Consider the following 13,888-nt stretch of genomic DNA (forward strand, 5'->3'; position numbering starts at 1 on the left):
TTAAATAATGAAAATTAAATTCCTTGTATTGGTTCTTTTGGTAATCAGTTCATTTTTAAATGCGCAAGTAGTACAACTAAACGCGCCTATTGCCAATAAAGATGTGGTTTTTATGGAAAATAAAGGTATGGTTTCTGTAGAAGCAGAATACTTTTACAAACAAAGTAAAACAGCTGTTAGGCAATGGTACATTACCGCTAAAAATGCTCAAACTAAAGTTGGCCCAGATAAAGATAAATCTAATCATGCAAATGCAAGTAATGGCACATACATAGAAATATTACCAGATAGCAGAGTAACTCACACAGATAAATTAGTTCCAGGAGAAAACTTTTCTAATAAAGCTGGTGAGCTAGGTGTTTTACATTATAAAGTTAGAATAACAAATCCTGGACGTTATTATGTTTGGGTTCGTGCTTTTAGCACTGGAAGTGAAGATAATGGTTTGCATGTTGGTCTCAATGGAAATTGGCCAGAAAACGGAAAACGTATGCAATGGTGCCAAGGAAAAAATAAATGGACTTGGGAAAGCAAACAAAGAACAAAAGAAGAACATTGTGGCATACCACAACAAATTTATTTAGACATAGATAAAAAAGGTTTGCACGATATACAATTTAGTATGCGAGAAGATGGTTTTGAGTTTGATAAATTTATTTTAACAAAAGACAGTAGCTACAAACCAAAAGATTTAGGCGAAAAAACAACAACGCTTTGGCCTTTAAAATCTTATTATAAGCAAATTGGCGCTTCACTTTTAGAAAACAAAACCTTACCAATTGCAGATTTTCCTATTAAAGGAACAGGATTTTACAAACACGCTGGCGGAAAATGGTTAGGAATAAACCCAAACAAACAAAAAGAAGCACAGGCCACTACTCCATTTCCGTTTAAAAGTGGGAATTATGATATGGTTTTCGTAGCCGTTGGTGAAAATGATGGGCAATCTGAATTTAAAGTCTTAATCAACAATAAAGAATTAGGCACTTTTACACCACCATTAACCAAAGATGTATTTGAAGAAGGAGAAAGAAATAATAAATTATGGAAAAATATAAAATTTAAAAAAGGAGATAAAATTACCGTAATTGCCAAAATAGGCAGTGCAGATGGTAAAGAATGGGCAAGAGCGCGTTGGTCTGGTATTGTGTTTGTACCTGTTGGTATAGGCCAAAGAGTAATTAAAACTCCGTTTGAAGGTACTTTAAAAGTAGCACAAAATAGAGCTCCTGTAATTGATGCTCCTAAAGGGCGTATTGCAGTTGTAGCAGATGGTAACTCTCCAGATCCAGATGATTTAGGTGGCACAGCAGTTTCTTTAGCCTTATTGCGTGCTACAGGTTTAGCAAGTAAATTGGTACATTATTCCCATAGTTGCGATTTGGTGCGTGTAAAAAGAATTTCTGAAAAAGCAGAAATAGAACGTCATGCATTAATGCAAAGTGTTTGCGATGTTACTGCAAGAAGATGGGGAGGTTTTAATAACCTTAAGTTTTTAGATGCCAAATGGAACCAAAAAGAAACCGTAAAAGATTTGGCAAGAGCAATTAATGCTTCTTCCGCAGAAGACCCACTTTGGATTATTGAAGCTGGAGAACCAGATATTATAGGTTTTGCATTAGATAAAAGTTCTAAGAAAAAACACAAATATGTAAAAGTAATTACACACCATCCAGCAAATGATGATGCTGGAGACTTTTACACTTGGCAACAAATACTAGATTTTGGTGTAGAAGAAGTTAGAATTCCAGATCAAAACATTAAGCTAAAAGTTCCTATTAATCAATGGGACTGGGCTAGAGATCATAAAGACAAAAGACTACAGCAAGTTTGGGTATATGGTAAAATGGCAGAAGTAGATGATGTTGTGAAATTTCAAAAAGGAAAATGGGACTGTTCTGATGCAGGAATGCTTTTATATTGGATTACTGGCGCTAATGTAAACAAAGGTTTAAAACAAGGTACTGTTAGCGATGTTAAAAACATACTTTTAAATTTTATTGAAGGTAAAAAATAGAATTACACCTTGTTATAAAATATTATGCATAAAAAACTAGTCATAATCTTACCTTTATTTTTTGTTCTTTTTTTGATGAGTTGCAAACCGCAAAAAAAAACGTTAGCAAAAGAACAAAAACAGAAAGATAGTGTAATAAACAATCCTGTAATTCGTCATATTCGAACGGCAGATCCTTCTGCTCATGTTTGGAAAGACGGAAAAGTTTGGATGTACACTTCTCTTGATATGGAAAACGCAACAATCCACAATTCTATGGATGGTTATCGCGCGTTTTCATCAACAGAAATGGTCTATTGACAAGATTTAACGCAGAAATATTGCCTAGTATAACTACGCTATAAAAAAATACATACCACTGAAGAAGGAGTAAAAATAATCAATTAACAAACCAAGAGACAATCCATCTAAAACATGAAAACCAAATTATTTTCGATAGTTATTTTAATTATTATAGTTGCTTTTTCAAGTTGCAAAAAAGGAACAAATTCAGAAGCTACAGCAGAAAATGTAAAAACTGCTTTAAAAAAACCAAATATAGTTTACATTCTTACAGACCAATGGAGAGGTTCAGCATTAGGTTATGCAGGTAACCCAGATGTAAAAACACCAAATTTAGATGCTTTTGCAAAAGAATCTGTAAATTTCACCAATACAGTTTCTGTAACTCCAGTATGTACACCTCATAGAGCTGCTTTATTTACAGGAAAATTCCCAACTACAACAGGTATGTTTTTAAATGACATTCATTTACCTGCGTCAGAAGAAACTATGGCAGAAATCTTTAAAAAGGAAGGTTACAATACAGCATATTGGGGCAAGTGGCATTTAGATGGTCATGGTCGTTCAACTTATATTCCAAAAGAAAGAAGGCAAGGTTTTGATTTTTGGAGAGCTTTAGAATGTTCTCATAACTACACAAAAATGCCATATTATGATAATGAAAATACAACATTAAAAATTTGGGATAAATATTCTCCATTTGCAATTACAGAAGATGCAAATAAATATTTAGAACAACATGCTAAGGATAAAAATCCGTTTTTAGCTGTAATTTCTATTGCAACACCACATTATCCTCATGGTTCTGCGCCCAAGAAATATAAGGATATGTATCCGCCAGAATCGTTGACATTAAATCCTAATATTTCAGACAATTTTAAAGAAAGAGCACGTAAAGAATTACAAGGTTATTATGCACACGCAACAGCAACAGATGAGGCTATTGGAAATGTAATCAAAAAAATAAAAGAACTAGGATTGTTAGAAAACACCATTATTGTTTTTTCTGCAGATCATGGAGAAATGATGGGAGCTCATGGCGTAAAACCTTTTGTAAAACAATTGGCCTGGGATGAGTCTATACGCGTTCCTTTTTTAATTAGATACCCAAAAATTAATAATAATAAAGGTAAGATTGTAAATGCGCCTTTAACAACTCCAGATATTTTACCTTCTTTATTAGGATTAACCAACACTTCAATTCCAAAAGATATTGAAGGAGAAAACTTAGCAGCGTTAATAAAAAACCCTGATCCAAATGCAGATAGAGCTGCATTAGTAATGCTTATAGCGCCTTTTGGAGCTAATTATAAAGACCAACCTTATAGAGGTATTAGAACCAAACAATATACCTATGTGGTTACACCAAAAGGACCAAGTATGTTTTATGATAATGTTAATGACCCTTTTCAGCAAAATAATTTATTGGGTAAACCTGAATTTATAAATATTCAAAATGATTTAGAATCAAAATTGCACAAGCAATTGCAAAAAATTGGAGACGAAGTAAGACCAAGAGCATATTATATGGAAAAATGGGGCTATAAATTTGATGAAAAACGAAGAGCTATAGATTTTTGGAGTTGGAATGATGGAAAAGGCCAAGTACAATCACCAAAAAAACTTTAAACTAAATTATTTAAGATGAAAAAAGTACTAGTATTATTTTGCATTACTTTTTGTATTGCAAACACTTTTTCTCAAGAAGAAAAACCAAATGTTTTAATTTTTTATGTTGATGATTTACGAGCAGAATTAGGTTGTTATGGAAGTGAAACAGCAATTACACCAAACATAGATAAATTGGCAAAAGATGGTGTTTTGTTTAACAAAGCGTATGTACAACAAGCAATTTGTGCTCCTTCTAGAATGAGTACTTTAACCGGTTTAAGACCAGAAACTTTAGGCGTTTACAGTATTTTTACACCACTTCGTAAAATAAACAAAGCAGTCGTTTCCATGCCACAATTATTCAAGAAAAATGGCTACAAAACGGTTAGTATTGGCAAAGTATATCATCATAGTACAGATGATAAAAAAGAATGGACCAATTACTTTGCAAAAGAACCCAATAGTTACGTAAAGCCAGAAAATATAGCGTTAATAAATCAACTTAAAAAAGAAGGAACCTATAAAAAAGGACCAGCTTATGAGGATGCAGATGTTGCCGATGAAGCTTATAAAGACGGACGAGTATCAAAATACGCTATAGAAACATTACATAAAATTAAAGATGATAAATTTTTAATGTTTGTAGGTTTAAGCAAACCGCATTTACCGTTTAATGCTCCTAAAAAATATTGGGATTTACACGATAAAAGTAAATTTAAAATTCCATCAAGAAATAAACCAGAAGGTATGTATCGTTTGGCATTAAGTAAATGGGGCGAGTTAAAAGGTTATCATGGTATTCCTAAAGAAGGAGATTTAGATGATGAATTAACAAGAACGTTAATACACGGTTACCACGCTTCTGTAAGTTTTATAGATGCTCAAGTGGGTAAAGTTATGCAAACTTTAGAAGCATTAGATTTACGTAAAAATACCATGGTTATTTTTATGAGCGATCATGGATATAAAATTGGCGAATATGGTGCTTGGTGTAAACATTCTAATGCAGAAATAGATGTAAGAGTGCCTTTAATTATAAGTAGAGAAAGTAATTACAAAAAAAGAAAAACTGGCAAAACTTCAAATGCATTGGTAGAAAATGTAGATATCTTTCCAACGTTGGTGGATTTGTGCGGACTAGAAGCACCAAAATCTGATGGTAAAAGTATTTTACCAATTATAAACAAACCGAATAAAAAAGGCGATAAGATTGCAACTAGTGTTTACGCAAGAGGTAAAAAAATTATGGGCGTTACTGCAACAGATGGAAAATGGCGTTATATAGAATGGAGAAATGCTGTAACTCATGAAATTTTAGAAGCAGAGTTATACGAACACAAAAAAAACGTATTGTCTTTTACAAACCTTTCTGGCAACAAAAAACATAAAAAAGTAGAAGTTAAAATGAAAGAACTTCTAGAGAAACAATTTCCTAGAGACAAACCTTTTTTACAAAACGACCAGCCTAGGAAAAGGTAATTTTTTAGTATTAATATCAATTTAACATATAAAAATGTTAAAAAACTTTTTGTGACCATAATTCAGATTTTTAATATCTTTATATTCTTTACTTTTATGTTAAGATTTTAAAGACTAATATTATGGTTGATTTTATAAAAGTAGACACTACCTCTATGGTGCCCAAATATATGCAAATTATAGATTCTATAATTAACAATATAACCACGGGCAATATAAAAATTGGTGATAAAATACCTTCAATTAATAAATTAAGTAAAGATTTTTACCTTTCTAGAGATACTGTAGAAAGAGCATATAGCGTATTAAAAAAACAAAAAGTTTTAGTTTCTGTGCACGGTAAAGGTACCTACGTTGCTCAAAATCAAATAACGTTTAAACCAAATATTCTTTTTCTAGTAAACAAATTAAGTTTGTTTAAAATGGAAGTATATAACGCTTTTGTAAAAGAAGTTGGAGATAACTTTCATGTAGATTTACATAGTTATCATTGTGACGAATCACTTTTTTTAGAACTAATTAACAAGCATAAAACTGCTTATAATTATTATGCCATTATTCCTCATTTTAGAACGGATAACCTTTTGCATAAAACAAGTACAGACAAAGTGCTTAAAGCTATAAATGAATTACCTAAAGATAATCTAGTAATTTTAGATAATAAAGAAACCGAAATTTCAGGAGATTTTATAGAAGTAACGCAAGATTTTGAACAAGATATTATAGCAGCTTTGCAAATTGGTATAGACAAAGTAAGTAAGTACAAAAAAATACATTTGGTCTATCCTAAAGCTACATTTTACCCATATCCTTCAAAAATATTAACAGGTTTTAAAAAATTCTGTGTCCAAAATAATTTCGAATTTGAAATTTTAGAGGAAATAACAGATCAAACTGAAATAAATAATAACAGTTTATTTATTACCATAGAAGATGATGATTTGGTAAAAATTGTAAATAAAGTTAAAAGAAGTAGTTTTACTTTAGGTAAAGAAATAGGTGTAATTTCTTACAACGACAATCCTTTAAAACAATTGTTAGGTATTACTGTAATTACCACCAACTTTTTATCTATGGGAAAAGAAGCTGCTCAATTGATTTTGCAGAAAAAGAAAGAAAAAATAAAAATTCCAGTAAATTTTATAGACAGAGCATCACTATAAATTACGTTTAATATATAGTTTATTTAAGTAAGGAAGTCTGCTATAGACTTCCTTATTTTTTTTAATAAAATTTAGTTTTCAGACAAATGTATTTTTTTTACCTTCGAAGAGCTAAAAAATCTGCAGCTGAAATATACTTTCAATGAAACAAAAAATATTTTTACTTATACTGCTGTTATTCACAAAATTGATATCTGCTCAATTAAGTAGGTATAATTTTAAGAATATTAATATCTCAGATGGTCTTTCACACAATACCATAACAGCTATACAAGAAGATAAATTTGGGCAGATTTGGTTTGCTACAAGCAATGGATTAAACAAATACAATGGTAAAGAATTTACCATTTACAGAAATAACCCAAAAGATAAATTTAGCATAAGCAATAGTGATGTATCTAATATTCTTATTGATAAAGACGGCATTATTTGGGCTGGTACTTTTAATGGTTTAAACAGATTTGATCCTAAAAATAATAGCTTTAAGCGGTTTTATAGAAGAGCTTCAAATAAATTTTCATTAAGCAATAGTTTAATTATTTGTAGCTTAGAAATGCACAGAGGAAATATTTGGTTTGGTACTGCAAACGGAGTTTCCATCTACAACAAAAGCACAAAAAGATTTAAAAGATTCTTAACCAAAAACCCTAAAAAAGGTACTAGAGCTATAAATGATATTTACAGAGACAACAATTATGTTATATGGTTGGCTACAAACAATGGCCTTGTAAAAGTAGATAGAGATAAAAATAATAAATTTATTACAAGTGAATATCATTTAAACAACAAAACAAATAAACTACACATTAACAGTATTTTACAAGTTTCTTCAGAAATTATTGCTTTAGGCACAAAATACAATGGGTTGTTACATTTTAATACAAAAACAGAAAAATTTGAACACCCTAAAGAAATAAATATTCCAAAAAACTTAGATGTAAGAGATTTAGAATTAGATAATAATAAAAATTTATGGATAGCTACCACAAGTGGTCTTTATATTATTGATTCAAATAACCAAACCACTCTTATAAAAGAAAATAATGTTGACAACTATAGCACCATTCAAAATTATATAAGAACTATTTACAAAGATAAAAACGGACTAATGTGGTTGGGCACACAAAATGGAGGAGTAATTACTTGGGACAAATCTTACCAAAACTTCCTGCACTTTAAAAACAAAAAATTAAATAATAACATTACCAATAGTATTGTTACAGACAAAGAACAAAATATATACTTTGCTACAGAAACAGGTGTTGTAAATGTTTTTGATAAAAAAGGTAATGTTTCTGAAATATTTAAAATAAAAAGTACTAAAAAAAACAGAACACATCCTATTAAAACGTTGTATTACAACAATTCTGACAACCTCTTATTTATTGGCACCGAAAACAAAGGGATTATTGTTTATGATGTAAAGTTGAAAAAAATACGTCCTAATATTATTTCTAAACCTTTAAGAGCGCTTTTAAAAAACTCGATAATAAATGATATTAAGAAAGACGCCAAAAACAATTTAATTATTGGCGCAACTGGCTTGGGTATAATACGATACAATTGTGAAACACAAAGAATAAGACAATTTTATAGAAATAAAATAGCTTCTAACATTATGAAATCTATTTTTATTGATGCTGATGATAACATAATTGCTGGAGGTATTGGTGGCGTTTCTACCATAAAAATAGATGAAAAAGGTGTAGCCAAAATTAAAAATTACTTTAAAAACAGACCATTAATAACCTATAACGTAAGTGCAGTTTTTAAAGATTCTAATAATGTGATCTGGATAGGAACCACCACCAGAGGTTTGTACAAAATAACAGGTAACGAAACAAAGATTGTAAACTTTCCTACTCGAAATAAATTTACATCAGTACATTCCATCTTAGAAGGAAAAAAAGGAGTATTATGGCTAAGTACAGATATTGGTATTGTAAGATATAACAGTAATACAAGCAAAAGTTTTGCCTACAATAATAATATCTTAGCCAATAACAATTTTAGACCAAATTCCAGTTTAAAAATTGGAAAACAATTTTATTTTGGAGATTTATTTGGCGTAACCACCTTTAATTCTGAAAATATAGTTAAAAGTATAGACGTACCCAAGGTTGTTTTATCTCAATTAAAAATAAAAAACAAAGAAGTAAATATAGATACAGATGATATGATCTTATCTAGAAACTTAAATTACACAGATGCTTTAGAGTTAGATTATAACAACTCTAATTTTTCTATTAGCTATGCCCTACCCAATTACATAAACTCTAAAGGCAATAAATATGCATATCGTTTAAAAGGCTTAGATAATTCTTGGACTTACACCAAGCAAACAGAAGCTTATTTTACATTACAAAGCGCAGGCAATTACACCTTTCAAGTAAAAGGAGCAAATCATGATAATGTTTGGAACAACAGGCCTACAAATATAGACATCATTATAAACCCAGCTCCATGGAAAACTTGGTGGGCTTACACTATTTATGTACTATTACTCTTTATTACATTATATAGTATTTCTTGGTTTATTCAATCTAAAGCAAGGTTAAAAGATAAGTTGAAGTTAGAATATATTGCCAACAAAAAAAATGAAGAATTAAACAAAGTTAAGCTAGAATTTTTCACCAATATTTCTCATGAATTTAGAACACCATTAACACTAATCACAGCACCTCTTCAAAAAATACTTTCAGACTATTCTGGCCCAAGTGAAATCTATAAAAAACTAAAAATTATAGAGAGTAGCACCAATCATCTTTTGAGACTTATTAATAGATTAATGGATTTTAGAAAATTAGAAAGTAATCAGTTTGAACTAGCCGCTGCAGAAGGTAATATTGTTAAGTTTTTACATGAAATATTTTTATCATTTTCAGAACATGCCAAAGACGGTAATTACAACTATAAATACATAACTTCAGAAGAAGAAATTTTGATGTATTATGATCGTTATAAACTAGAGCGTGTTTTTTATAACTTAATATCTAACGCTTTTCGTTACACTAAAAATGGTGGAAATATATTTGTGAAAATTAGCCAACAAAATGAAAACGTAATCATTACAGTTGAAGATTCTGGTGTAGGTATTTCTGAAGAATTTATAGATAAAATATTTGATCGTTTTTTTGAAGTTGCAGTGCATAAACAAACCAATGCCAACCATGTAAAAGGAACGGGAATTGGTTTATCTATTGCCAAAAATATAGTAAAATTACATCATGGAGATATTTCTGTAGAAAACATAACCCCTATTGGTGCAAAATTTACAGTAAGTTTAAAAATGGGCACAGCACATTTATCTGAAAAAGAAATCATACCAAATTTCAAAAAAAGTGATGACGTTTCGCAATACATCACGCAAATAAATTTACCAAAATATGATAAAAATAAACCGGTTAAAAATTTAATACTAGAAACAGAAAAGCACACCATACTTATTGTAGAAGACAACACTGTTTTAAGATCTTTTATGAAAGAAATTTTAAAAGAAAACTATAACATTTTACAAGCCAAAAATGGAAAAGAAGCTTTTAATCTTGCCACCAAGCATTTACCAGATTTAATTGTTAGCGATGTAGTTATGCCAGAAATGGTAGGTACAGAATTGTGCTCTAAAATAAAAACAAACATTGCCACAAGCCATATTCCTGTAATTTTATTAACCTCTAGAACGTCTTTAATCTATAAATTTGAAGGTTTAGAAAGTGGTGCAGATGATTACATAACAAAACCATTTAATATCAAAGAATTTACGCTAAAAATTAAAAACATTTTAGACTCTAAACTTAGCTTAAAAAACAAATTTATGTCTAATACTAGTTTTGAAACTTTAGATATTTCTTTAACTTCTTTAGACCAAAAACTATTAGAAAAAGCATTTGAAATTGTAAAAGACAATATTGCCAATCCCGATTTTAATATTGCACAGTTTTCTGAAGATTTAGGCGTAAGTCGTTCTATGTTATTTACAAAAGTTAAAGCTTGGGCAAACGCAACTCCAAACGATTTTATTCAAGAAATAAGACTAAAACACGCTTCTAAATTATTAGAATTAGACAAATTAACCATTGCAGAAGTTAGCCATAAAGTTGGTTTTAAAAGACCAAAATATTTTAGCCAATGCTTTAAGAAAAAATACGGCCTTACACCTTCTGAATTCTCAAGTAAATTTTCAGGTAAGAATATCTAAAACAGTGGTATAGTTTATACATAACACTACAGGATTAGTTATAGGTTAAAAAATATTATGTTTGTTTTACACCAAACAAGCCTATAAACTAATGAAAAGTTCCGCCTTTTTTCTACTATATTTTTCAATTATATTTTCAATTAACAGCCAACGCGTAGCAACTAATTTTAATAACAATTGGCAGTTTATTTTAGAAGACAATCCCACATTTTCAAAAGAAAATTTTGATGATTCTAGTTGGCAAAAATTAAACGTACCACACGATTGGTCTTTTGAAAAAGGCGTAAGAAAAGGTGGAGATCAAGGTCAAGGTGGTGGTTATCATGATGGTGGAATTGGTTGGTACAGAAAACAATTCAACATAAAAAAAGAAAGTCTTTCTAAAATCACCTACATCAATTTTGATGGCGTTTATATGAATTCTGAAGTCTGGATAAATGGCCATCACTTAGGCAAAAGACCCTATGGTTACATCAGTTTTAGATACAATATTTCAAAATTTTTAAAGGAAGGGAAAAACACCATTGCCGTTCGTGTTGATAATTCTTTAGAACCTTCTGCACGTTGGTATCACCCTTGTGGAATTTACGCGCAAGTAAAATTAACAGAGGTACATCCAACGCATTTTAAACCCAATTCAATTTTTATAAAAACACCTTCAATTTCAAAAGAAAAAGCAACGGTTGTTATTGATGCAGAAATCAACGGAAAATTAAAAGGATTAAAATATGAGGTAAAATTATTTTCTGCTAAAGGAAAAGAATTGACAAGTAACTGCGAGAAAATAACAGCTTCAAATCCTACGTATCAATTAGAAGTTAAAAATCCTCAATTATGGAGTCCAGAAACTCCAAATGTTTACAAAGCGGTTACTCAAATTTTAAAAGGAAAAAAAGTTATTGATGAAATTGAAACCACTTTTGGTTTTAAAACCGTAAAATGGGAAACAGCAACTGGTTTTTGGTTGAATGGAGAAAATGTAAAATTAAAAGGTGTTTGCGAACATTGGGAAGGTGGTCCAGTTGGTGGTGCTTGGACAAAGCCCATGTTACGTTGGAAATTACAAAGTTTAAAAGACATGGGCATTAATGCCATTCGTCCTTCACACAATCCTACGCCACCAATGTTTTATGATATTTGTGATGAAATTGGTTTGTTGGTAATGGATGAAATTTTTGACGGTTGGCACAAAAAAGCACCTCAAGATTACGGCAAACAAGCTTTTGACCAATGGTGGAAACGTGATGTAACAGAATGGATTACAAGAGACAGAAACCATCCAAGTATTTTTGTTTGGAGCTTAGGAAATGAAACACATAGCCCCATAGGATCAGAATTGGTGAAGTTTGGAAAACAACTAGATCCAACACGTTTGTTTACATCAGGCGCAGGAAATCCAGAAGATATGGATATTCAAGGTGTAAATGGAGGTTCTGAAACCAAATCTTTTATAGATAGTAAAAATCAAAAAGAATTAGAAAAACCATTTATTTCTACAGAAGCGCCACATACTTGGCAAACCAGAGGTTATTACAGAACACAAACTTGGTGGAGAGATAACGAATTACCAGGAACGTATGAATTACCAAATTTAACAGAAAAAGAAATCTTTTTTTACGAAGGCATCAATCCTAAAAAATGGAGAAATAGAAAACAAAGTTTCAATTCGTCTTATGACAATGCAACTGTAAGAGTTTCTGCTAGAAAATATTGGGAAGTTATGCGAGACAATCCTTGGCATAGTGGTCATTTTAGATGGACAGGTTTCGATTATTATGGAGAAGCTGGTTTGGTGCATGGTGGTTTACCTTTCAATTTATTTATGGGCGGTGCTTTAGATGTTGCAGGTTTTAAAAAGGATTTATTCTATTTCTACCAAAGTCAATGGACAAAAGAACCTATGATTCATATGTTGCCACATTGGTCGCATCCAAGAATGAAAAAAGGAACCGTTATTCCTGTTTGGGTATATTCAAATGCAGAGGAAGTAGAATTGTTTTTAAACGGAAAGTCTTTAGGAAAAGACAAACCAGGATCCGTTTGGAACGAAATGCAATGTGAATGGATGGTTCCTTATGAGGAAGGAAAGTTAGAAGCAGTCGCTTATATTAATGGCAAAGAAGTAAAGCGAACTTCGTTTAGTACAAGTAAACAACCATCAAAATTAAAAACAAGCATCCAAAAATTAGAGGCTGAAGATTCTTTTACAACAAGTTACATTATTACTTCAGAAAGTTTAGATGCAAATGACAATTTGTATCCTTATGGAGAAAATAAAATCTATTATACTATTCAGGGTGATGTAAAAAAGATTTCTATGGAAAATGGAAATCCTATTGATCCTACAAGTAGAACAAAATCAGATTATAGAGCCTTGTTTTTTGGTAAAACAAGATTGTTTTTAAGAGAACAACCTAATGCTAAAAATGCAGCTGTAATTACAGCTTCAATTTTAGGAGATAAAGCGTTATTTCTTTCTAATAAAATAACCATAGCAACCAAACAATTTGCGGTTTTTGGAACATTAAAAGCATCAAATTTAGAAGTTTTATATACCACAAATGGAGAAAATCCTGAAACAAAAGGAATGCTTTACAAAGGCGCTTTTGAAATTCAAGATAATACTACCGTAAAAGCCATTATCAAACAAAACGGAAAAGTTGTGCTAACACTAGAAGAAACTTTTGGTAAAAGTGAAGGTTTATTTTGGGGTGATGAACACTCTAAAGATATGTGGATTGGTAGAGGAATTAATATTTCTGCGGAAGAGGGTATTTTAAAAGGAAGTGCAACTGCAAGCAGAGCAGCAAGACGTTTTAAAGGAACTGGTTTTGTAGATTTTAAAGGTAAAGAAGGATCTGTAGAATTCTATCAAGAAAATGATGGCGAAGAAGGCGATTACAGCATGCGTTTTAGATATATGCACAATAATAAAGGCGCATTGCATCCTATGAAATTGTATTTAAATGATGAATATGTTAGGACTTTAGAATTTAAACCAACAGGTGGATGGGAAAAAGAATGGAAATTTGTTCCTGCAATTTTAAGATTAAAAGCGGGTGCAAATAGTATAAGAATTGAAACCACAGGAAAAAGTGGCCCTTATATTGATGAATTGTTTATTGATTAATATTTTAA

At 30.8% G+C, this 13,888-nt stretch carries 7 protein-coding genes; all 7 read left to right on the forward strand.

Annotation, left to right across the window (positions count from 1 at the left end; translation table 11 throughout):
- The first annotated feature begins 7 nt into the window (after positions 1–7).
- Positions 8–2,017 (forward strand): hypothetical protein, encoded by a 2,010-nt coding sequence (locus tag Q0762_RS03125; RefSeq protein WP_298763446.1) that lies wholly within the window; start codon positions 8–10, stop codon positions 2,015–2,017.
- A gap of 75 nt (positions 2,018–2,092) precedes the next feature.
- Positions 2,093–2,317, forward strand: coding sequence for a hypothetical protein (locus Q0762_RS03130; RefSeq protein ID WP_298763449.1), 225 nt, complete (start codon positions 2,093–2,095; stop codon positions 2,315–2,317).
- A gap of 114 nt (positions 2,318–2,431) precedes the next feature.
- On the forward strand, positions 2,432–3,928 hold the full coding sequence (locus tag Q0762_RS03135) for a sulfatase (RefSeq protein ID WP_298763452.1): 1,497 nt from the start codon (positions 2,432–2,434) through the stop codon (positions 3,926–3,928).
- A 15-nt stretch (positions 3,929–3,943) separates the two neighbouring features.
- Entirely contained in the window at positions 3,944–5,389 is a 1,446-nt protein-coding gene (locus tag Q0762_RS03140; protein ID WP_298763454.1) for a sulfatase, read from the forward strand.
- A gap of 122 nt (positions 5,390–5,511) precedes the next feature.
- Positions 5,512–6,552, forward strand: a complete 1,041-nt coding sequence (locus Q0762_RS03145; RefSeq protein WP_298763456.1) for a GntR family transcriptional regulator — start codon at positions 5,512–5,514, stop codon at positions 6,550–6,552.
- A gap of 142 nt (positions 6,553–6,694) precedes the next feature.
- On the forward strand, positions 6,695–10,750 hold the full coding sequence (locus Q0762_RS03150; RefSeq protein WP_298763457.1) for a hybrid sensor histidine kinase/response regulator transcription factor: 4,056 nt from the start codon (positions 6,695–6,697) through the stop codon (positions 10,748–10,750).
- A gap of 91 nt (positions 10,751–10,841) precedes the next feature.
- Positions 10,842–13,880 carry a sugar-binding domain-containing protein gene (locus Q0762_RS03155; RefSeq protein WP_298763459.1) on the forward strand — a complete coding sequence of 1,013 codons (3,039 nt, stop codon included), beginning with the start codon at positions 10,842–10,844 and terminating at the stop codon, positions 13,878–13,880.
- Positions 13,881–13,888: the final 8 nt, after the last annotated feature.

The organism is uncultured Polaribacter sp., assembly GCF_947495205.1.
In the GTDB taxonomy this organism is placed as follows: Bacteria; Bacteroidota; Bacteroidia; order Flavobacteriales; family Flavobacteriaceae; genus Polaribacter.

What these genes read in the sequence shown, in the direction of transcription:
- Q0762_RS03125 (WP_298763446.1), top strand. Translation starts at nt 8, where the DNA reads ATGAAAATTAAATTCCTTGTATTGGTTCTTTTGGTAATCAGTTCATTT.
- Q0762_RS03130 (WP_298763449.1), top strand. Translation starts at nt 2,093, where the DNA reads ATGAGTTGCAAACCGCAAAAAAAAACGTTAGCAAAAGAACAAAAACAG.
- Q0762_RS03135 (WP_298763452.1), top strand. Translation starts at nt 2,432, where the DNA reads ATGAAAACCAAATTATTTTCGATAGTTATTTTAATTATTATAGTTGCT.
- Q0762_RS03140 (WP_298763454.1), top strand. Translation starts at nt 3,944, where the DNA reads ATGAAAAAAGTACTAGTATTATTTTGCATTACTTTTTGTATTGCAAAC.
- Q0762_RS03145 (WP_298763456.1), top strand. Translation starts at nt 5,512, where the DNA reads ATGGTTGATTTTATAAAAGTAGACACTACCTCTATGGTGCCCAAATAT.
- Q0762_RS03150 (WP_298763457.1), top strand. Translation starts at nt 6,695, where the DNA reads ATGAAACAAAAAATATTTTTACTTATACTGCTGTTATTCACAAAATTG.
- Q0762_RS03155 (WP_298763459.1), top strand. Translation starts at nt 10,842, where the DNA reads ATGAAAAGTTCCGCCTTTTTTCTACTATATTTTTCAATTATATTTTCA.